We start from the raw sequence: 22,498 nt of genomic DNA on the forward strand, positions 1-22,498 counted from the left end.
CCGCCGACCTGAAGGCCTCATGCCCCCGACGCTCGCCTCGCTCGTCCACCACTCCGCGCTCAAGCTGACCGTGCGCGCGGGTGAGGACCGCCTGGACGTGCCCGTCCGCTGGGCGCATGTCAGCGAGCTCTCCGATCCGGTGCCCTACATGGAGGGCGGGGAGCTGCTGCTGATCACCGCGCTGAAGCTGGACGCGGAGGATCCGCAGGCGATGCGGCGGTATGTGAAGCGGCTGGCGGAGGCCGGGGTGGTGGGCCTCGGCTTCGCCGTCGGCGTCAACTACGAGGAGACCCCCAAGGCGCTGGTCGACGCGGCTCAGGAGCAAGGGCTGCCGCTCCTCGAAGTACCGCGCCGCACCCCGTTCCTCGCCATCAGCAAGGCCGTGTCCGCCGAGATCGCCGCCGACCAGTACCGGGCGGTGACGGCGGGCTTCGCCGCACAGCGGGAACTGACGAAGCAGGCGCTCACCGACGGTCCGGAGGGCCTGCTCGCCGGACTCGCCTCGCAGGTCGACGGCTGGGCGGCGCTCTACGACGCCTCGGGCGCCGTCGTCGCCACCGCACCGGAGTGGGCGGGCCGGCGCGCCGCGCGCCTCACCGCGGACGTGGAGCGGCTGCAGGAGCGGCCGGCGCCGGCGTCCTCGGTGGTCGGCTCCCCGGACAACGAGGACCGCGTCGAACTGCACTCCCTGGGCGCCGGGCGGCGGCCGCGGGCGGCGCTCGCGGTGGGCACGGCGGCGGCCCTCGGCACGGCCGAGCGGTACGCGGTCCACTCGGCGATCGCGCTGCTGACGCTGACGACCGAACGCTCCAGGTCGCTCCACGCGGCGGAACAGCGGATCGGCGCGGCGGTGCTGCGCATGCTGCTGGCGGGGGAGCCGGACCATGCGCGTGCCGTCGCGGGCCACCTGTACGGAGGCCTCCTCGACGCCCCCTTCCGGATGATCGTCGCCGAGGCGGCCACGCGGGTCGCCACCGACGCCGGTGGAGACCCGCTCGCCGCGCTCGCCGAGACCGTGGAGTCGGCGGCCGCGCGGGCCGGGGAGGCCGTACTGCTCGTGCCCGAGGGGGAACGGCTGATCGTGCTGGCCCCCGACGGAGGTGCGGCGGTCGCCGCGTGCGGTGAGTACGCGGCAGCCCTGGAGGCCGCGCGGGAGCCGGCCGGCGGTGACGTGGACGAGGTCGTGGTGGGGCTGTCGGCGCCCGTGGGGCCGATCGCGGCCGCGGCGGCGTACAAGCAGGCCGAGCAGGCGTTGTCGGTGGCCCGGCGCCGTGGACGGGTGTGCGTGGCGCACGAGCAGCTGGCGGCCGGATCCGTGCTGCCCCTGCTCGCCGACGACGCGGTGAAGGCGTTCGCGGACGGGCTGCTGCGCCCGCTGTACGAGCACGACGCGACCGGGCGCGGCGACCTGGTGGCCTCGCTGCGGGCCTGGCTCTCCCGCCACGGCCAGTGGGACGCGGCGGCGGCAGACCTGGGGGTCCACCGGCACACCCTGCGCTACCGGATGCGACGGGTGGAGGAGATCCTCGGCCGATCGCTGGACGACCCGGACGTACGGATGGAACTGTGGCTGGCCCTGAAGGCGACATCGGTGGGTGACTCCGGCCCCGTGGGCTGATCCAGCCCCTCCGGCGTTTGAGGAGCGGGGGTCCCGGGGCGGAGCCCCTGGGACGGGACCGGTAGGAGCGGCGGGGCGAAACACCCCTCCCGCGCGGCACCGTGCAACCCCGCGCACCCACCACCGCGCCAAACCGGCGCACCCCGCCCCCCCGACCAGTACGCCCCGGACAAGCGCACCCTCGCCCCCACCGCCCTACCGTGGACCCACAACCACCCCGCACACCCCCTACCGCGGAAGGGCCGGACCCGCACATGCCCCAGAGCAACGTCGCAGTCACCACCGCCTTCTGGCTCGCCGGCCGCCAGGCCACCGGCGAGGACACCTTCGACGTCACCTCCCCGTGGGACGGCCGGCTCGTCGGCAAGGTGAGCGTGCCGAGCGACGCCCAGGTCGAGGAGGCCGTCGCCGCCGCCCACGCCGTCCGCGAGGACTTCGCCGCCACCCCCGCCCACGTCCGCGCCGCCGCCCTCGACCACGTCAGCCGTCGACTCGTGGAGCGCACCGAGGAGATCGCCCGGCTGATCTCGGCGGAGAACGGCAAGCCGATCAAGTGGGCCCGCGGCGAGGTCGGCCGCGCCGTCTCCGTCTTCCGGTTCGCCGCCGAGGAGGCCCGCCGCTTCAACGGCGGTGAGGCCCAGCGCCTCGACACCGACGCCGGCGGGCAGGGCCGTCTCGCCCTCACCCGCCGCTTCCCGAAGGGCGTCGTCCTCGGCATCGCGCCCTTCAACTTCCCCCTCAACCTGTGCGCCCACAAGATCGCGCCCGCGATCGCCGCCGGTGCGCCCATCATCCTCAAGCCGGCGCCCGCCACCCCGCTCTCCGGCCTGATCATCGGCGAACTGCTCGCGGAGACCGACCTCCCGGCCGGGTCCTGGAGCATCCTCCCGGTCGCCAACGACAAGATGCCCGCCCTGGTCCAGGACGAGCGCCTGCCGGTCATCTCCTTCACCGGTTCCGAGAAGGTCGGCTACGCGATCATGGACTCGGTGCCGCGCAAGCACTGCACGCTGGAGCTGGGGGGCAACGGCGCGGCCGTCGTCCTCGGCGACTTCGCGAGCGACGCCGACCTCGACTGGGCCGCCACCCGCATCGCGACGTTCTCCAACTACCAGGGCGGCCAGTCCTGCATCTCCGTGCAGCGGGTCATCGCGGACGCCTCCGTGTACGACCGCCTGCTGCCGCGCATCGTCGCCGCCGTCGAGGCCCAGGTCACCGGCGACCCGGGTGACGACAAGACGGACGTCGGCCCGCTGGTCAGCGAGGACGCGGCCAAGCGCGTCGAGTCCTGGGTCAAGGAGGCCGTCGAGTCCGGCGCCACCCTTCTCACCGGTGGCGACCGCGACGGCGCCTCCTACGCGCCGACCGTCCTCACCGACGTACCGGCCGACGTCACCCTCTCCTGCGAGGAGGTCTTCGGACCGGTCCTCACCGTGCAGAAGACGGACGGCGAGGCCGAGGCCTTCGCCGCCGCCAACTCCTCCAAGTACGGCCTTCAGGCGGGCGTGTTCACCCACGACCTCCAGGCCGCCTTCCGTGCCCACCGCGCCCTGGAGGTCGGCGGTGTCGTCATCGGCGACGTCCCCTCCTACCGCGCCGACCAGATGCCGTACGGCGGTGCCAAGCAGTCCGGTGTCGGACGCGAGGGCGTGAAGTTCGCGATGGACGACTACACGTACGAGCGCGTGCTGGTCCTGACCGGGCTCGCGCTCTAGCCGATCGACAACCAGCTACTGGGAACCATTTTCATATAGGCTCCCGAAAGGGCCCGGCACCGATGCCTTCCGGTGCCGGGCCCCTTCTTCGAATCGGCCTTCTCCGGACCCTCAACCGGAGAAGCCGACATGCGCAAGCCGCAAAGGGCCGCGCAGCCTGAGGTGTACGTCGCGCACGCCCTCGGCGACGATGTCGGCGCTGAGCGTGGTGTAGGCGTACGGGTCGTCCGGATCGGCCGCGTCCGGTGTCAGTGCGGCGAGCACCGCGCCCCCGCCCAGGGACAGTTCCACGACGCCCTCGCCCGCCACGGTGACCGTCACCTCCGTGACGCCGTCCCCGAAGTCGCAGTCGCGATAGATCAGTTCGGCACTACGGTCCGCGAGCGACGTCACCGCGTCCCCCGACGTCTTCGTGCGGTCGACGATCGCGGCGCCGCTCTGCTCGTCGAAGTCGGCCGCGTTCAGGCCGTGCCGCAGGACCGGGCGCGGGGCGCCCGGCTCGCCGTCCAGGATCACCGTCGTACGCAGGCGGATGTCCTCGCTGGAGGCGCCGGCCAGGAGGTCGTACGGGCCCGACTGCAGGCGCCATCCGCCCCGGGCCACGTCCCAGAACTCGAATGCGGACAAGGGGACTTCGAAGGACAGCTGCTCCGTCGCGCCGGGCGCCAGCGTGATCCGGCGGTGGGCGAGCAGCTCGCGGCGCGGGCGGGGGATCGTCGGCTCGACGGCGCGCGTGTAGAGCTGTGCGACCTCGTCGGCCGTGACGTCACCGGTGTTGGCGACCGTGAAGGCGACGTGCGCCGTCCCGCCCTCGACCCGCACCGACAGGTCGGAGTAGGCGAACGACGCGTACGACAGGCCGTGCCCGAACGGGAACAGCGGCGTCCCCTCGAAGTACAGGTACGTCTGGCGGCCGCCGATCACGTCGTAGTCGAGGAGGTCGGGCAGGTCGGCGTCGTTCTCGTACCAGGTCTGCGGGAGGCGGCCCGCGGGGGAGACGTCGCCGGACAGCACGCGGGCCAGGGCCGTGCCCGCGGCCTGGCCGCCGTGCGCGGTCCACAGCACCGCCGGGAGGGAGGCGGTCTCGACGGCGTACGGATACGCGGAGATCAGCGCGAGCGCCGTGTTCGGGTTGGCGGCGCGGGCGGCGCGCAGAATGCGCTCCTGGTGGGCCGGCAGCCGCAGCGTGCTGCGGTCCTCGGTCTCGCGGCCGTTGATGTGCGGGTCGTTGCCCGCGACCACCAGCACCACGTCCGCCCCGGCAGTGATCTGCGTTACTGCGTCCTCGCCGCGTTCGGTCACGATGAGCTCGAACGTTTCCGGATTCTCGTCGGCAACCTTTACTCCGTCCGCGGCGACAGAGACGTGGCGACCCGTACCGATGTGCCTGAGGAGGTGCCCGCTTTCATGAGGTTCCAGCCGGAACGTCTCCTGCACGATCCAGCCGCCCGGCTGGTCCGCGGAGGCACGTACGTAGCCGTCGTCGGCCACCGAGAGATAGCGGCCGTCGGGGGCGCGCAATGTGAGGACGCCCTCGCCCCACTCGACCAGGGCGAACTCGGTGCCGTCGGTGTCGGTGGTGAGCGGGGGCAGGTCGGTGCGGCCCGCGAGCAGCGCCGGGTCGAGGGCGCCCTCGGCGCCGCGCACCTCGTCGGTGAAGCCCGCGGACTCCGGAACGTGCACGAACGCTCCGGAGGACGTCTTCAGAAGCACCCGGTCCACGCCCTCCGCGAACTCCACGTGCTCGGCGCCGAACCTCTCGTACAGGCCCTCGAGCGGGGTGGAGCGGTGCATGAGGGTGCCGCTGTACCAGTCGAGTTTGCACTCGTCGGCGAGCAGGCCGACCACGGCGAGGCGGGTGCCGGGGGCCAGCGGCAGCAGTCCGTCGTTCTTGAGGAGCACCACCGCCTGCTCGGCTGCCTCCCGGGCGAGCGCGCGGTGGTGCAGGGTGTCGAACTCCGCGGTGAGTGCGTGCGGGTCGTAGGGCTGGTCGAACTCGCCGAGCCGGAAGCGGACGGAGAGCTGGCGGCGGACGGCCAGGTCGACGTCGGCCTCGGTCAACAGGCCGTCCGCATACGCCTTTTTGACCCGCCCGACGATCTGCGAACTGTCCGTCCCGTGATCGGTGAAGCTGTCCACCCCCGCCAGCAGCGAGGCCGCCGTCGCCTCCTCGTGGGTGTCGTAGTAGTGCTCGAGGTCGACCAGGTTGGAGGGTGCGCCCGCGTCCGAGCAGACCAGCAGATCCTCGTCGGTCCAGGCGCGCAGGTGCTCGCGCAGGTACGGGGAGACGTGGTTGGGGCGGCCGTTGACCAGGTTGTACGCCGGCATCACCCCGGCGACCCCGCCCGCCTCGACGGTCTCGCGGAAGGCGCGCAGGTCGTACTCGTGCAGCACGCGCGGGCGGACCGAACTCGACGCGGTGGCCCGGTCCGTCTCGTTGTTGTGGGCGAGCCAGTGCTTGAGGACGGGGGCCGTGCGCCAGTAGGTCGGGTGGTCCCCGCGCAGTCCGAGGGTGTACGCGGTGGCGATGGCCGACGTCAGCTTCGGGTCCTCGGAGTAGCCCTCCTCGTTGCGGCCCCACAGGGGGTGGCGCAGGAGGTTCACCGTGGGGGCCCAGACGTTGAGGCCGACGCGGTCGTCATGGGCGCGCATGGCGCGGATCTCCTTGGACACCGCCTCGCCGACCCGGCGTACGAGGTCCGTGTTCCAGGTCGCGCCGAGGCCCACGGCCTGCGGGAAGACTGTGGCCGGTCCCATCCAGGCGACACCGTGCAGCGCCTCCTGCCCGGTGCGGAAGGCCTCGATGCCCAGACGCTCGACCGCGGGCGCGTACTGGTGAAGGAAGGAGATCTTCTCGTCGAGCGTGAGCTGCTCCAACAGGTCGTCGATGCGCTTCGCGAACGGCAGTTGCGGGTCGCGGAACGGTGGCGTGGGCGGCGTCTGTGCGGTCACGTGGGGATCCCCTTGCGATGGAGCGGCGTAGCCCTTTCGAAGCGCTTCGATGCTCATTCGAGGAGTGGGTGGGTGTCAAGGGACACTCGCTGTTACTTCAAGCGTTGCATAAGGAAAAGTCGCCCACGACGGCTCGTAGGAATCTTGGAAACGACCCTTGTGTACCCCCAGGTGTTCACCTAATGTCACAGCACATCGAAGCGCTTCGACTACGAACCTCGACGTGTGGGTACGGGCCCCAAGGTAGTGACCGCAGAGGCGCTTCAGCCCAGCCAGTTCCACTCAAGACACCGCAGCCGACGGCCACCGCCGGGTGTCCTGGTGCGCCATGAAGGGTTGACGCAATGACGCCGAACGCCGCTTCCGCCTCCTCCGGGCCGAGCCGGAGAAGTTTCCTCGCCTCGACCGCGGTCGCCACCGCAGCGGTGGCGGGCGGGATGCCGCTGCTTGCCGCCTGCGGCGGATCGGACAGCGGCTCGCGTGAGGGGGCCACGTCGGGCAAGGCAGCCGACAAGCTGCTCCCGACCTACGTCGCCAGCACGGTCGCCAAGCCGGACCTGCCGTCGAAGAACGGTTCGGCGGCCGGCTACACCGGCAAGGTCGACCTCGCGGCCCTGGCCACCTCGGTCCCGAAGAAGCTCGGCACCGGCGCTCCCCTCAAGATCATGTCCCCGTTCTGGGGCACTCCGCCGAAGCCCGGGTGCGTGTACTACAAGGCGCTCGACGCGGCGGCGGGCACCAGGATCACCTGGCAGAACCAGGACGGCAACACCTACGGTGAGAAGCTCGGTGCCGTCCTCGCCTCCAGCTCCATACCCGACATGGTGGTCGTGCCCAGCTGGGAACTGGTCGGCAAGATCTCCAACGCGGTCACCGCGAAGTTCATGGACCTCGGCCCCTACCTGGCGGGCGACAAGGTCAAGAAGTACCCGAACCTGGCTGCGATACCGTCCGATGCGTGGCGCATGAGCCTGTTCGGCGGCGCGCTGCGCGGCATCCCGATGCCCGCCGCCCCCGCGCCCGGCATCGCGCCCTTCTACCGCAAGGACGTCTTCGACAAGAAGGGCTACACGGTTCCCAAGTCGGCCGACGAGTTCCTCAGTTGGGCCAAGGAGGCCACCAGTGCCAAGGCCAAGGTGTGGGCCTGTGGCGACATGAGGTGGAGCGCGGCGGGCTTCTTCAGTGTCCTGCCCGCCGGGACGCTGGGCTGGAACATCGGGGACGACGGCAAGCTGACGTACCGCATCGAGCACCCCGAGTATCTGGAACATCTGGAGTGGGTCCGCAAGCTGTTCGCCGCGGGCGTGGTCCATCCCGACGACAAGGCGAACACGGGCGACGCGGGCCAGCGGTTCACCGCAGGGCAGATCCTAGTCTACAACGGCAACGTGGCCGACTGGTGGGGCAAGACCGCCGAACAGGCCCGGTCCCACCCGGAGTTCCAGATCGAGGGCATGGACTACTTCGGCGCCGACGGCGGCCATCCGACGCTGTATGCGGGTCAGCCCGCCGGCATCTGGTCGATGATCCGCAAGGGCGCCTCGAAGGAGACGATCGAGAACGCGCTGGCCGCCGCGGACTTCGCGGCAGCGCCCTACGGCACCAAGGAGCGGATGCTCGTCGACTACGGCGTCGAGGGCACCCACTACACGGTCAAGAACGGTGTCCCGGTCAAGGAGGACCTGGGCAACTCCGAGGTGCTCAACGCCTGGGCGATGCTGGCGGCCCCGGCTCCCTACCTCGCCCACCCCGACTTCCCCGAGATCGCCCGCAAGCAGGTCGAGTGGCAGCAGCGGCAGGGTGCGTTCCTGAAGAAGACGTCCACGTACGGCATGAACATCGTCGAGCCGACCCGCTATGCCACCCTCTCCAGCCAGTTCGAGCAGCTGGAGATCGACTTCGTGCGGGGCAACAAGAAGCTGTCCGACGTCCAGCAGGCCATCTCCACCTGGAAGTCCTCCGGCGGCGACAAGCTGCGCGCCTGGTACAAGCAGCTCATCGAGAAGAACGGCAGCGGCAACTGATGTCTCTCACGGCCGGGAGCAGGCCCGACGGGACGCGTCCCCCCGCGGCCGTCGAGGAACCGGCAGCCGCCGTCGCCACAGCCGAGGCGAAGGAGAGGACCCAGCGCACGGCGGGAAGGACGAGCAAGGCGGGAAGGGCGAGTAAGGCGGGGAAGGTTCCCTTCCGGGTGCGGTGGCGCCGTGACCGTGCGCTGGTCCTGATGACGTTGCCGGTCATCGTCCTGCTCGTGGTCTTCAACTATGTTCCGTTGCTGGGTAACGTCGTCGCGTTCCAGGACTACGATCCGTACGCCTCCAGCAACGGCATCACGGCGATCTTCCACAGCCCGTGGGTGGGGGTGGAGCAGTTCTCGCGGATGCTCGACGACCCGCTGTTCTGGAGTGCGGCGAAGAACACGATCGTGCTGTTCGTGCTGCAGCTGGTGCTGTTCTTCCCGATCCCCATCGCGTTGGCGCTGGTCATCAACAGTGTGATCCGGCCCCGGGTGCGGGCGGTGGCGCAGGCGGTCATGTATCTGCCGCACTTCTTCTCGTGGGTTTTGGTGGTGACCGTCTTCCAGCAGATCTTCGGCGGTGCGGGCATCATCGCGCAGACCCTGGAGGATCACGGGTGGAGCGGTTTCGACCTGATGACCAACGCGAGCCTGTTCAAGTACCTGGTCACCGCGCAGGCGGTGTGGAAGGACGCGGGCTGGGGGATCATCGTCTTCCTGGCGGCGCTGGCCGCGGTGAGCACCGACCTGTACGAGGCGGCCGCGATGGACGGGGCGGGGCGGTGGCGGCGGATGTGGCATGTGACGCTGCCCGCGCTGCGTCCGGTGATCGCGTTGCTGCTGGTGCTGCGGGTGGGTGACGCGCTGAGTGTGGGATTCGAGCAGTTCCTGCTCCAGCGGTACGCGGTGGGTGCGGGGGCCAGCGAGGTCCTGGACACCTATGTGTGGAACATGGGTATCCAGAACGGCGACTTCAGTTATGCGGCCGCGGTCGGCCTCGTCAAGGGAGTCATCGGATTGTGTCTGGTCCTGGGTGCGAACAAGGTCGCGCACCTGCTGGGTGAGCAGGGGGTGTACAAGAAGTGAGTCTCAACACGCAGCTCGTGCGCGGTCTGAGGGCGCCCGCCCGGCCGGTGTGGGAGGAGTCGCCGAACAGGGCCGGGCTCACCGCCAAGAGCGTCTTCCTCGCGTTGTGCTGTCTGGGGGTGCTCGGTCCGCTGTGGATCGTGATCGTCACGAGCCTGTCCCCGAAGCCGGTGATCGACCGGGTGGGCGGCCTGGTGGTGATCCCGCAGGGCATCACCTTCGTCAACTACACCGAGTTGCTCAGTGGTGGCCAGGTCAGCCGGGCGATCATGGTGTCGGTGGGGGTGACGCTGTTCGGCACGCTGTTCTCGATGACGGTGTCGGTGCTGGCGGCGTATGGTCTGTCGCGGCCGGGGAGTGTGGGGCACCGGTTCTTCCTGGTGGCCATGATGGCGACGATGTTCTTCGGGGCCGGGCTGATTCCGACGTATCTGCTGGTGCAGTCGCTGGGCCTGACCGACACCTATCTGTCGCTGGTCCTGCCGAGTGCGGTCAGTGTCTTCAACATCCTGGTGCTGCGGGCGTTCTTCATGGGGATCTCTCCCGAGCTCACCGAGTCGGCCCGTATTGACGGGGCCGGTGACCTGCGGATCCTGCTGACCATCATCATGCCGCTGTCGCGTGCGGTGCTGGCGGTGATCTCGCTGTTCTACGCGGTCGGGTACTGGAGTGCCTGGTTCAACGCCTCGATCTACCTCACCGACCAGCAGATGATGCCGTTGCAGAACGTGCTGATCCAGCTGGTGCAGAAGAACACCGAGGCGCCGACCGGTCTCCAGCAGGCGGTCCGCACCGGCCAGCTCTCCTCGCTGGGACTGCAGATGGCCGTCATGGTCCTCGCGCTGATCCCGGTCGCGGTGGCGTCCCCCTTCGTCCAGCGGCACTTCAAGAAGGGCATGCTCACCGGAGCCATCAAGGGCTGACCGGTCGCCCACGGGGCAGGACGCCCCGGTCGTCCGCCGGCACCTTCCCGCTCTTCCCTCCCTCTCTTTTCACAGATCGAGGTACGTCATGCGCACGCCCCGCCTGAGCCCCCGGGCCGTTCTCGCCGGGTACGGGGAGTCCATCTGATGTCGGCCACCGACCGCCCCGCCCTCGGCGCCGCCACCCGCGGCCGCATCCTCTTCGGCGGCGACTACAACCCCGAGCAGTGGCCCGAGGAGACCTGGGTCGAGGACGTCCGGCTGATGAAGGACGCCGGCGTCAACTCCGTCACCCTCGGCGTCTTCTCCTGGGCGAAGCTGGAACCCAGCCCCGGGGCACGGGAGTTCGGCTGGCTCGACCGGCTGATGGACCTCATGCACGACAACGGCATCGGTGTCGTCCTCGCCACCCCCACCTCCTCGCCCCCTCCCTGGCTCGGCCGTCTGCACCCCGACACGCTGCCCCGCGACGAGGACGGCCGTACCGAATGGTGGGGCGGCCGGCAGCACTTCTCGCACTCCAGCGCCGCCTACCGCCGGTACGCCGCCGCCATCACCGAGGACCTCGCCGCCCGCTACGGCGGCCACCCCGCCCTCACCATGTGGCACATCAACAACGAGTACTGCACCTTCGACTGGGGCGACGAGGCCGCCACCCGCTTCCGCCACTGGCTGCAGGGGAAATACGGCACCCTCGACGAGCTCAACTCCGCCTGGGGCACCGCCTTCTGGAGCCAGGGCTACGGCGACTGGAACGAGGTCCTGCCGCCCCGCCACGCGCACTACATGAAGAACCCGGGCCAGGTCCTGGACTTCAAGCGGTTCACGTCCGACATGCTCCTGGAGTGCTACGTCGCCGAGCGGGACATCGTGCGGCGCCACACACCGGGCCACGTCCCCGTCACCACCAACTTCATGCCGCTCTGGGTCGGGCAGGACGCCTGGCGGTGGGTGGAGGAGGAGGACGTCGTCTCCGTCGACATCTACCCCGACCCGCGCGACCCCCTCGGCGCCCAGCACGGGGCACTCGTGCAGGACATGACCCGCTCGCAGGCCCGCGGGCCCTGGATGCTGATGGAGCAGGCGGCCGGACCGGTCAACTGGCGCGGCGTCAACCACCCCAAGCCGCACGGCCTCAACCGCCTCTGGTCCCTCCAGGCCGTCGCCCGCGGCGCCGACGCCGTCTGCTACTTCCAGTGGCGGCAGTCCCGGCAGGGCGCGGAGAAGTTCCACTCCGGGATGGTCAGCCATGCGGGGGAGCAGGGCCGTACGTACCAGGAGGTCAGGCAGCTCGGCGCCGAACTCGCGCGTATCGGCGCGGAGGTGACGGGCAGTCACAGCCGCCACGACATCGCGATCCTGCACGACTGGCACTCGTGGTGGGCCGGCGCCCACGAGGGCCGTCTCTCCACCCAGGTCGACTACACCCAGGTCCTGACCGCCTGGCACCGCGCTCTCTGGCAGGCCCACCTCACCACCGACTTCGCCCATCCCGAGCACGACCTCACCGCCTACCGCCTGGTCGTCGTCCCCCAGCTGTACGCCCTCACGGACGCGGCGGTCGACAACCTCCTCGCGTACGTGCGCGGCGGCGGCACTCTCGTCTGCGGCTTCCTGACCGGCGTGGCCGACGAGGACGACCGGGTGCGCCCCGGGGGCATGGATCCACGTCTGCGTGAGCTGTTCGGCATCCGCACGCTGCACGAGTGGTGGCCCTTGGACGCGGACGAGAGCGCCGAGACCGACGGCTTCCGCGGGACCCTCTGGTCGGAGGAGATCGAGGCCGCGGAGGACACGTCGGTCGAGGCCAGGTACAAGGGCGGCGAGCTCGACGGCATGCCCGCCGTGCTGCGCAAGGGCCGCGCCTGGTACGTCTCCACGCTCCCCGAGCCGCACGCGTTGCGCGTCCTGCTGGCCGGGATCGCGGCCGACGCCGGTGCCCGCCCGGTGCTGGACGGCCTGCCCGACCGGGTCGAGGCGGTCCGTCGCGGCGACCTGCTCTTCGTGCTCAACCACGGGCGGGAGTCGGTGACCGTGCCGGTGCCGGGCGCCCACCGCGACCTGCTGACGGGGGTGACCGTCCAGGACGAGCTCACCCTCGGCCGGTACGGCGGGGCGGTGCTGCGGTCATGAACGAGGCGATGAGCATCGTCCACGGAACCTGGGAGCCTGTCCCCGCCGCCCGCTGGGAGGACGGCTTCCTGAGCGGCAACGGCCACCATGGCGCCCTCTCGTTCGGTGAACCGCATGACGAGCGGATCGTCGTCACCCACCACACCCTCGTCCGCCCCAACGGCAGCGAAAGCGCCCAACCACCCCACCTCGCCGCTCAACTGCCCCGCCTGCAGGACCAGTTGCTCGCAGGCGAGCTGCATGCCGCCGAGACCTTCACCGACGGACGCGACCTGAAGTGGGTGCAGCCCTTCCACCCCGCCTTCCAGATACGGCTGCGCGGCACGACCGGCGACCAGCCGGGCCCCTATCGCCGCTCCGTCGACTTCACCACCGGCGTCGTGAAGGCGGTCCGCGAGGACTGGAGCAGCCGCTTCTTCGTGTCCCGCGCCGACGACGTGATCGTCCAGCACGTCACGGCCCCCGACCTGGACATCGCCATGGACCACCGGCTGCCGAGCGCACCTCAGGGCCTCGCTGTCGGCGACGGGGCGGTGCTCACCCCCGACGGGGCCGTGCTCACGCTGCGCGTCCGCTACCCGGGCAGCGACAGGGCGTACACCGGGGTGACGCTCGTCGTGGTCACGGGCGGCCGTACGACGCTCACGCCCCCTGGTGTACACGTCGCGGGCGCGGAGTCGGTTCTGCTGCTGACCCGGGTGGTGCGCCACACCGGCGAGCTGGACGCGACGCCCCACACCCGCGCCCTGCGCGAACTGCTGCCGGTCGGCGCGGATCCGTACACCACCCTCCTGGACCGCCACACCGCGCTGCACCGCACCGCCTACGAGCGCGTCACCCTCGATCTGGACGCGCGCCCCGCCGAACGCGCCCTGCCCGGTTCGGAGTTGCTCGCCCGCCCGGAGAGCCCCGCCCTCCTGGAGCGCCTCTTCGCCGCCGGCCGCTACCACCTGCTCTCCGCGAGCGGACTGTTCCCGCCCCGTCTGGTCGGTCTGTGGACCGGTGACTGGAACACCGCCTGGGCTGGGGCGTTCACCAACGACGCCAACCTCAACCTCCAGACCGCGTCCGCGTCGGCCGCCGCCCTCCCCGAAGTGACGGCGGCGCACGCCTCCCTGATTCAGCGTCAGCTCCAGGACTGGGCCGAGAACGCCCGTGCCGTCTTCGGCGCTCGCGGTGTCGTCGCCCCCGCCCACACCGACGGCGAGTCCGGACTGACGTACCACTTCAGCCGGGAGTACCCCCTGCACCTGTGGACGGCGGGCGCCGACTGGCTGCTCAAGCCCCTCGTCGACCACGACGAGACCAACGGCTCCCGGGATCCCCGTACCGCCCACGCGCTCACCCAGGTCGCCCAGTTCTACGAGGACTTCCTCACCCGGACCGACCGGGACGGCAACGTGGTCGTCGTCCCCTCCTACTCGCCCGAGAACCGCCCCGCGAACGCCAGTTGGGGCGCGATCAACGCGGCCATGGACCTCTCGGCCGCCCGGCACGCCCTGCTGACGGCCGCCGCGTACCAACCGGACACCCCCGAGTCCGACCGCCGGCGCGCCCTCGCCGACCGGCTCCCGCCCCACCGGATCAACGCCGACGGCGCCCTCGCCGAATGGGCCTGGCCCGGCCTCGACGACAACTACGACCATCGCCACCTCAGCCACCTCTACGGCGTCTGGCCGCTCGACGAGATCAACCCCTACGACACCCCGGACCTCGCGGCCGCCGCCCACCGGGCGCTCGAACTGCGCGGCGCCGAGAACGACTCCGCCCACGGGCATCTGCACCACGCCCTCGTCGCCGCCCGTCTGCGCGACGGAGAACGGGTCGCGCACGCCCTCGGCCAGGTCCTCAAGGGCGACTTCTTCCACGCCTCCCTGATGAGCGCGCACTACCCCGACCGTCACGTCTACAACGCAGACGCCGCACACACCCTGCCCGCCGTGCTGATCGAGATGCTCGTGCAGTCCACCCCGGACCGCCTGGTCCTGCTGCCCGCGCTTCCCACGGCGTACCCGAAAGGCCGGCTCCTCGGCATCCGCACCCGGTTCGGAGCGGAACTCGACCTCACCTGGAATGCGCGGGAAGCAACCGCGGTGCTGCGCCCCACCCGCAGCCACCGCGTCGAACTCAGGACTTCTTCCGGCGCACGACCGCTCGACCTCGTCGCCGGGGAAGACCACGCCCTCGCACTGGGAGCGTGGTAACCCCACCATTTCCCCCCCCACCAAATGTCGCTCCTGGACACTGTTTAGGAACGGTGGATGGGCAACGAGACCATCGGCGACGTCCAGTTCGACTACGAGGTCACCAGCTCCTCCGGCGGCCTGAACTTCAACACCAACAACCTGACCGTCAACAGCAGTTGACCCACCCTTTGATCATGAGGAAGGGCGCGTGGGGTTTCATGGGCGCATGCGAAACACCACCCCCCTGCGAAGTCTCCTGACCACCCTTACCGCCGCCGCGGCCGTCGCCCTCACCGCGACGACCGCGGCCGCGGCTCCCGTCACCCCGGCTCGCGGGGCGGCCGACATACGGACCACGGCTTCCGTCACCGACCCGACCGCCCTGCACCCGATCGCCGAACTCGCCGCCGAACGCCTCGCCACCGCCGATCTGGTGGCCGCGGCCAAGTGGGGCACCGACAGCCCCATCGACGACCCCGCCCGCGAGCAGCAGGTCCTCGACTCCGTCGCCGCCCAGGCCGTGCAGCTCGGCGCCGACCCGGATGAGGTCCGGGTGATCTTCCGCGACCAGATCGAGGCGAACAAGCTCGTGCAGCGGGCGCTGTTCCAGCGCTGGACCGACCACCCGGAGCAGGCGCCCACCACCCGGCCCGACCTGAGCGTGGTCCGCCAGGAGATCAACCGCGTCAACACCGCCCTCGTCCAGGCCCTCGCCGGCACCGCCGCCGACCGCGACGCGTTCACCTGCCGGCCGGAGCTCGCCTTCGCCGCCTTCCAGGTCCACTACGAGGACCAGCTCGACGGCCTGCACACCCGCGCCCTGGTCCGCGCCCTGCGCTCGATCTGCGCCGGCTGACCACACGTGCACAGCGGTGCGGCCGGTCCTTGCCCCCGGAGGACCGGCCGCACTCCCCTCTCCGGGCGTCTACTCCGCCACGGGAAGCCGCGCGGCATCCCGCAAGAACAGCGGGATGCGGTCCAACGGTGCGTCGACCGTCACGGCCGCACCGCCCTCATACGTCTCACCGGTCCACGCGTCCGTCCACGTCGCCCCCGCCGGCAGATGGGTCGTGCGGGCGGTGGCGCCGGCCGTGAGCACCGGGGCGACCAGCAGATCCCGTCCGAACAGGTACGCGTCGTCGACCGACCAGGCCGCCTGGTCCTCCGGGAACTCCAGGAACAGCGGCCGCATCACCGGCAACCCCTCCTCGTGCGCCTCCCGCATGACGTCGAGGACGTACGGCTTGAGGCGCTCGCGCAGCCGCAGATACCGCTCCAGGATCGCGCCTGCCTCCTCGCCGTACGACCACACCTCGTTCGGGCCGCCGGTCATCTCCGGGCCCAGCGGCATGCCCGGGTCGCGGAAGCCGTGCAGACGCATCAGCGGGGACAGGGCGCCGAACTGGAACCAGCGGACCATCACTTCGCGGTACGCCGGGTCGTCAGGGTCGCCGCCGTGGAAGCCGCCGATGTCCGTGTTCCACCAGGGGATGCCGGACAGGGCCGTGTTGAGACCGGCCGCGATCTGGCGGCGCAGGGTCGGGAAGTCGGTGCCGATGTCGCCGGACCACAGGGCGGCGCCGTAGCGCTGACTGCCCGCCCAGGCCGAGCGGTTGAGGGTGATGATCTCGTCGTCGCCGGAGCCGGACGCCCGCAGACCCTCGTAGAAGGTGCGGGAGTTCTCGGCCGGGTAGCTGTTGCCGACCTCCAGGCCGGGGCCCGTCCAGTAGCGCAGGTTCTCCTGGAATCCGGGCTTGAGCTCCGGCTCGCAGGCGTCCAGCCAGAAGGCCGTGATGCCGTACGGCTCCAGGTAGTTCTCCTTGACCCTGGACCACACGAACTCACGGGCATCGGGGTTCGTGGCGTCGTAGAAGGCCACCTGGACGGTGGAGGCGACCCCCTTGTCGGGCCAGTCGGCGTGCGCCATCGGGCCGTACTGGGTGCCGATGAAGTAGCCGCGCTGCTCCATCACCGGGTGGTTCTCGCTCAGCGGCGACACGGACGGCCACACGCTCACCACCAGCTTGATGCCGAGCTCCTCCAGCTCACGCACCATCGCCGCGGGGTCCGGCCACTCGCTCGGGTCGAACCTCCACTCGCCCAGATGCGTCCAGTGGAAGAAGTCGCAGACGATGGCGGTGATGGGCAGGCCCCGGCGCCTGTACTCCCGTGCCACCGCGAGGAGTTCTTCCTGGGTGCGGTAGCGCAGCTTGCACTGCCAGAAGCCGGCCGCCCACTGCGGCAGCATCGGCGTACGTCCCGTCACCGCGCTGTAGCGGCGCTGGCCGTCGGCCGGGGCGCCCGCGGTGATCCAGTAGTCGATCTGGCGGGCCGAGTCGGCCACCCAGCGGGTGCCGTTGTGCGCCAGCTCCACGCGGCCGATCGCCGGGTTGTTCCACAGGAGGGTGTAGCCGCGGCTGGAGGAGAGCACCGGGATGCCGACCTCGGCGTTGCGCTGGACCAGGTCCAGGACCAGGCCCTTCTGGTCGAAGCGGCCGTGCTGGTGCTGGCCGAGGCCGAACAGCTTCTCGTCGTCGTAGGCCGCGAAGCGCTGCTCCAGGCGGTGGTGGCCGCCTCCGACGGAGGTGTAGAGGCGGGAGCCCGGCCACCAGAAGTGGGCGCGTTCCTCCGCGAGGAGCTCGGCGGAGTCCTCGCTGCGCAGGAAGCGGATCCGGCCCTCCGCGTCGACGTGGACGGTCAGCGCGCCCACGGTCAGCTGTCCTTCCGCGTCACCGATCTTCACCGAGCTCTCGCCGGCCGGCGGTTCTTCGAGCAGGGCCCCCGGCAGTCCGTCCAGGATCGGTCCACCGAGCCGGGCCCGCACCCGGACCGCGTCCGGGCCCCAGGGCTCCACCCGTACCGTCTCCTGGCGCCCGCTCCACTCCAGAGCGCCGTCCCGCTCGCGGAACGTGCCGAGGGTGGGAGACGACTGCGCAAGACTGACCTTGGGCTGAATTCCGGCAGGCTGATTCACGAGGGGTGCTCCTGAAGGAGTGCAGACAGGGGCGTGCCGCGCGGGCACGGGACTGTCAGGTACCGGACGGGGCCGGGCCGGTGCTCGCCCGGACCGTCAACTCGGGGGAGATCAGAACGACTTCGTCGGTCCCTCGGCCTTCGAGCTTGGCGACCAGACGCTCCACGGCGTGCCGGCCCATCTCCTGCGCGGGGATGGCGACGGACGTCAGCCGCACCGAGGCCTGCACGGCGACCTGGTCCGGACAGACCGCGACCACCGACACGTCCTCGGGCACGGCACGGCCCTGCTGGCGCAGCAGGCCGAGCAGGGGCTCGACGGCCTGCTCGTTCTGCACGACGAAGCCGGTGGTGCCAGGGCGCTCGTCGAGGATGCGGGCGAGGGTGACGGCCATGGCGTCGTAACCGCCCTCGCACGGCCGGTGCAGCACCCCGATGCCCAACTCCCGTGCCCGGGAGCGGAGTCCGTCGAGGGTGCGCTCGGCGAAGCCGGTGTGCCGCTCGTAGACCCCGGGGGCCTCGCCGATGACAGCGATGTCCCGGTGGCCGAGCATCGCCAGGTGCTCGACGCACAACGCGCCCGTCGCCTTGAAGTCGAGGTCGACGCAGGTCAGTCCGCTGGTGTCGGCGGGCAGCCCGATGAGCACGGAGGGCTGGTCGGTGGCGCGCAGCAACGGCAGCCGCTCGTCGTCGAGTTCGACGTCCATCAGGATCATCGCGTCGGCGAGCCCGCTGCCGGTGACCCGGCGCACGGCGTCGGGGCCCTCCTCACCGGTCAGCAGCAGGACGTCGTAACCGTGCGTGCGGGCCGTGGTGGCGACCGCGATGGCGATCTCCATCATCACCGGCACGTACATGTCGGTGCGCAGGGGGACCATCAGCGCGATGATGTTCGACTTGCTGCTGGCCAGGGCCCGCGCGCCCGCGTTCGGGTGGTAGCCGAGATGGCGGATGCTCTGCTCGACCCGCTCCCGGGTGGTCGTGGAGATGGACCGCTTGCCGCTGAGGACATAACTCACCGTGCTCGCCGAGACTCCGGCGTGCTGGGCGACCTCGGCGAGGGTGACCATCCAGCTCTCCCAGCGGTGTGAAGCGCTTCGACAGTGCGCATTGCGAGTATGGGCGGGTGGGGGTGGTTCGACACTAGCCCTACCGAGGGTAGGTGTCCATAGGTCATCGAAGCGCTTCGACACCTTTCTTTTCCGAGGTGTCGTTTCTCGCGGACCGGCGACCTCCCCCGGCTCCCAGCGGCCACGGAGGGGTCGCACCCGAACATTCCCCCGGAAGAGCCGCCGATGCAACACCACCGCACCGAGTACGGCAGCCGCGCTGGATCAGGTCCACCGGGCACCCGTCCGGACCAATGCCCCCGGAGACGACAGACAGGCCTCCGGAACCGGGTCCGGCACCCAGGTCTTCAAGGGTGCGGGGCGGCTGGACACCGAGGCGTACTCCGTCAACATCGGCCGAACGGCTGCGCAAAGGGTGGTGGGGTCGTCCGGGATCGGGTACATACGATCGAGTAGCACCCGTCGGTAACCAAAACGGCCCAAGACCCCGATTCGCGGCGAGGTGACCCTCATGTCCGCCAGCCCCACCACCAAACCCACCGTCTCCGAACGTGAGGCCCGCCAGGTGGCGGAGGCGGCCCGGGAACAGGAGTGGCGCAAGCCCAGCTTCGCCAAGGAACTGTTCCTGGGCCGCTTCCGGCTCGACCTGGTCCACCCGCACCCCATGCCCTCCACGGAGGCCGTGCAGCGCGGCGAGGAGTTCCTCGCCAAGCTCCGCGACTTCTGCGAGACCAAGGTCGACAGCGCGCTGATCGAGCGCGAGGCCCGCATCCCCGACGAGGTCATCAACGGCCTCAAGGAACTCGGTGCCCTCGGCATGAAGATCGACACCAAGTACGGCGGTCTCGGTCTCACGCAGGTGTACTACAACAAGGCGCTCGCGCTGGCGGGTTCGGCCAGCCCCGCGATCGGCGTACTGCTGTCGGCGCACCAGTCGATCGGCCTGCCGCAGCCGCTGAAGCTGTTCGGCACCCCCGAGCAGAAGGAGCAGTTCCTGCCCCGGTGCGCCCGCACCGACATCAGCGCCTTCCTGCTGACCGAGCCGGACGTCGGCTCCGACCCGGCCAGGCTCGCGACGACGGCGGTGCCCGAGGGGGACGACTACGTCCTCGACGGGGTGAAGCTGTGGACCACCAACGGCGTCGTCGCCGACCTCCTGGTCGTGATGGCCCGGGTGCCGAAGAGCGAGGGCCACAAGGGAGGCATCACCGCCTTCGTCGTCGAGACCAACTCGCCCGGCATCACCGTCGAGAAACGCAACGCCTTCATGGGCCTGCGCGGCATCGAGAACGGCGTCACCCGCTTCCACCGGGTCCGGGTCCCGGCGGCGAACCGCATCGGTCCGGAGGGCGCGGGCCTCAAGATCGCGCTCACCACCCTCAACACGGGCCGGCTCTCCCTCCCCGCCTCCTGCGTGGCCGCCGGCAAGTGGTGCCTGAAGATCGCCCGCGAGTGGTCGGCGGCCCGCGAGCAGTGGGGCAAGCCGATCGCCCACCACGAGGCGGTCGGGTCCAAGATCTCCTTCATCGCCGCGACGACCTTCGCCCTGGAGGCCGTACTGGACCTGTCCTCGCAGATGGCCGACGAGAACCGCAACGACATCCGCATCGAGGGCGCGCTGGCCAAGCTCTACGCCTCCGAGATGGGCTGGCTCATCGCCGACGAACTCGTCCAGATCCGCGGCGGCCGCGGCTTCGAGACGGCGGCGTCCCTGGCCGCCCGCGGCGAACGGGCCGTCCCCGCCGAACAGGTCCTGCGCGACCTGCGCATCAACCGCATCTTCGAAGGCTCGACCGAGATCATGCACCTGCTGATCGCGCGCGAGGCCGTCGACGCCCACCTCTCGGTGGCCGGCGACCTCATCGACCCGGACAAGTCCCTCCAGGACAAGGCGAAGGCAGGCGCGAACGCGGGTGTCTTCTACGCCAAGTGGCTCCCGAAGCTCGTCGCGGGACAGGGCCAACTCCCCGGTACCTACGGCGAGTTCCGCCACGAAGTGGACCTGTCCCGGCATCTGCGCTACGTCGAGCGCAATGCCCGCAAGCTGGCCCGCTCCACCTTCTACGCCATGTCCCGCTGGCAGGGCCGCATGGAGACCAAGCAGGGTTTCCTGGGCCGCATCGTCGACATCGGCGCGGAACTGTTCGCGATGAGCGCGGCCTGCGTACGGGCGGAACTCCTGCGCAGCCAGGGCCTGCACGGCCGCGAGGCCTACCAGCTGGCCGACGTCTTCTGCCGCCAGTCCCGCATCCGCGTCGAGGAACTCTTCAACCGTCTGTGGACCAACACCGACGACCTCGACCGCAAGCTGGTCAAGGGCATCATGTCGGGCACCTACGAGTGGCTGGAGGAGGGCATCGTCGACCCCTCGGGCGAGGGACCGTGGATCGCCGCGGCGGACCCCGGGCCTTCCGAACACGAGAACGTCCACCGCCCGATCCGGTGATCGACCCATGACAGGACGTCCCTCTCGGCCCCCCGTGCGGGGGATGAGGGGGACGCACTGTCCTCACACACGGTCCTTACGGCAACAATGGAGGGATGAGCGACAGTCCAGCCCCCTCAGGGTCTCTGCCCCACGCCCTGGCCGACCCGCACCTCGTCTACGACCCCGTGGCGGGCGACGGCCCGAAGGACGTGGTGATCCTCGGCTCCACCGGCTCGATCGGCACCCAGGCCATCGATCTCGTGCTGCGCAACCCCGACCGGTTCAAGGTCACCGGGCTCTCGGCCAACGGCGGCCGGATCGCCCTTCTCGCCGAGCAGGCCCACCGGCTCCGGGTGCGGACCGTCGCGGTCGCCCGCGAGGACGTCGTACCGCAGCTGCGCGAGGCGCTGGCCGGCCTGTACGGCGCGGGAGAGCCGCTGCCCGAGATCCTCGCCGGGCCGGAGGCGGCCACCCGGCTCGCGGCGTCCGACTGCCACACCGTCCTGAACGGCATCACCGGCTCCATCGGTCTCGCCCCGACCCTCGCCGCCCTGGAGGCGGGCCGCACCCTCGCTCTCGCCAACAAGGAGTCGCTCATCGTCGGCGGCCCGCTGGTCAAGGCGCTGGCCAAGCCCGGGCAGATCATCCCGGTCGACTCCGAGCACGCGGCCCTGTTCCAGGCGCTCGCGGCCGGCACGCGCGCGGATGTGCGCAAGCTCGTCGTCACGGCGTCCGGCGGCCCCTTCCGCGGCCGTACGAAGGCCGAACTGGCGAGCGTCACCGTCGAGGACGCCCTCGCCCACCCCACCTGGGCGATGGGCCCGGTGATCACGATCAACTCCGCGACCTTGGTCAACAAGGGCCTGGAGGTGATCGAGGCACACTTGCTGTACGACATTCCCTTCGACCGCATTGAGGTCGTCGTGCATCCCCAGTCGTATGTTCACTCGATGATTGAGTTCACCGACGGATCCACGATCGCCCAGGCGACGCCCCCCGACATGCGCGGGCCCATCGCCATCGGCCTCGGCTGGCCCGAGCGCGTCCCGGACGCGGCGCCCGCCTTCGACTGGAGCAAGGCGTCCACGTGGGAGTTCTTCCCGCTCGACAACGACGCTTTTCCGTCGGTGAACCTCGCCCGGCACGTGGGACAGCTCGCGGGCACCGCCCCGGCGGTGTTCAATGCGGCCAACGAGGAGTGCGTCGAGGCGTTCCGCGCCGGTGCACTGCCGTTCAACGGGATCATGGAGACCGTCACCCGGGTCGTCGAGGAGCACGGCACCCCGCGTACGGGAACCCCACTCACCGTCTCGGACGTCCTCGAAGCGGAGACCTGGGCACGGGCCCGGGCCAGGGAACTGACAGGACAGACGGCGACCGTGGAGGCGCGTGCATGA

At 70.6% G+C, this 22,498-nt stretch carries 13 protein-coding genes; 10 read left to right on the forward strand and 3 right to left on the reverse strand.

All coding sequences use genetic code 11. From position 1 onward, the window contains the following. Positions 1 to 19: 19 nt before the first annotated feature. Both ACYUED_RS32020 and ACYUED_RS32025 read left to right on the forward strand, forming a co-directional pair. Complete coding sequence (locus tag ACYUED_RS32020; protein ID WP_491287738.1) at positions 20 to 1,618, forward strand: PucR family transcriptional regulator; 1,599 nt, start codon at positions 20 to 22, stop codon at positions 1,616 to 1,618. Positions 1,619 to 1,872: 254 nt separating this feature from the next. Beyond that, positions 1,873 to 3,333, forward strand: coding sequence for an aldehyde dehydrogenase family protein (locus tag ACYUED_RS32025; RefSeq protein WP_491287740.1), 1,461 nt, complete (start codon positions 1,873 to 1,875; stop codon positions 3,331 to 3,333). Positions 3,334 to 3,444: 111 nt separating this feature from the next. Here ACYUED_RS32025 and ACYUED_RS32030 read toward each other — a convergent pair whose 3' ends face one another. Next, on the reverse strand, positions 3,445 to 6,285 hold the full coding sequence (locus tag ACYUED_RS32030) for a glycoside hydrolase family 3 C-terminal domain-containing protein (RefSeq protein ID WP_491287743.1): 2,841 nt from the start codon (positions 6,283 to 6,285) through the stop codon (positions 3,445 to 3,447). A gap of 344 nt (positions 6,286 to 6,629) precedes the next feature. Here ACYUED_RS32030 and ACYUED_RS32035 point away from each other — a divergent pair, with 344 nt between their 5' ends. The 6 genes from ACYUED_RS32035 (at position 6,630) to ACYUED_RS32060 (ending at position 15,486) form a co-directional block, all read left to right on the forward strand. Next, entirely contained in the window at positions 6,630 to 8,309 is a 1,680-nt protein-coding gene (locus ACYUED_RS32035; protein ID WP_491287747.1) for an extracellular solute-binding protein, read from the forward strand. After that, positions 8,309 to 9,388, forward strand: coding sequence for an ABC transporter permease (locus tag ACYUED_RS32040; RefSeq protein WP_491287749.1), 1,080 nt, complete (start codon positions 8,309 to 8,311; stop codon positions 9,386 to 9,388). Before ACYUED_RS32035 ends, ACYUED_RS32040 begins: the two co-directional genes overlap by 1 nt. Continuing rightward, entirely contained in the window at positions 9,385 to 10,311 is a 927-nt protein-coding gene (locus ACYUED_RS32045; RefSeq protein WP_491287752.1) for a carbohydrate ABC transporter permease, read from the forward strand. The genes ACYUED_RS32040 and ACYUED_RS32045 overlap by 4 nt, the downstream gene beginning before the upstream one ends. Positions 10,312 to 10,458: 147 nt before the next feature. Continuing rightward, positions 10,459 to 12,444: a beta-galactosidase gene (locus tag ACYUED_RS32050; protein ID WP_491287755.1), complete on the forward strand. Its 1,986-nt coding sequence runs from the start codon at positions 10,459 to 10,461 to the stop codon at positions 12,442 to 12,444. Positions 12,445 to 12,452: 8 nt separating this feature from the next. Further along, positions 12,453 to 14,648, forward strand: coding sequence for a glycosyl hydrolase family 95 catalytic domain-containing protein (locus ACYUED_RS32055; protein ID WP_491294527.1), 2,196 nt, complete (start codon positions 12,453 to 12,455; stop codon positions 14,646 to 14,648). 208 nt (positions 14,649 to 14,856) lie between these two features. Beyond that, a complete protein-coding gene (locus tag ACYUED_RS32060) occupies positions 14,857 to 15,486 on the forward strand; it encodes a chorismate mutase (protein WP_491287759.1) in 630 nt (209 codons plus the stop codon). A 69-nt stretch (positions 15,487 to 15,555) separates the two neighbouring features. Here the strand turns inward: ACYUED_RS32060 and ACYUED_RS32065 are convergent, their stop codons facing one another. Then, positions 15,556 to 17,604, reverse strand: coding sequence for a glycoside hydrolase family 31 protein (locus ACYUED_RS32065; RefSeq protein WP_491287762.1), 2,049 nt, complete (start codon positions 17,602 to 17,604; stop codon positions 15,556 to 15,558). 55 nt (positions 17,605 to 17,659) lie between these two features. After that, entirely contained in the window at positions 17,660 to 18,673 is a 1,014-nt protein-coding gene (locus tag ACYUED_RS32070; protein WP_491287764.1) for a LacI family DNA-binding transcriptional regulator, read from the reverse strand. A 511-nt stretch (positions 18,674 to 19,184) separates the two neighbouring features. On the opposite strand from ACYUED_RS32070, the gene ACYUED_RS32075 reads away from it, so the two are divergent. Next, a complete protein-coding gene (locus ACYUED_RS32075) occupies positions 19,185 to 21,119 on the forward strand; it encodes an acyl-CoA dehydrogenase family protein (RefSeq protein ID WP_491287765.1) in 1,935 nt (644 codons plus the stop codon). A gap of 95 nt (positions 21,120 to 21,214) precedes the next feature. Next, positions 21,215 to 22,498: a 1-deoxy-D-xylulose-5-phosphate reductoisomerase gene (dxr, locus tag ACYUED_RS32080; protein WP_491287768.1), complete on the forward strand. Its 1,284-nt coding sequence runs from the start codon at positions 21,215 to 21,217 to the stop codon at positions 22,496 to 22,498.

It is taken from the genome of Streptomyces sp. DF42 (assembly GCF_058267695.1).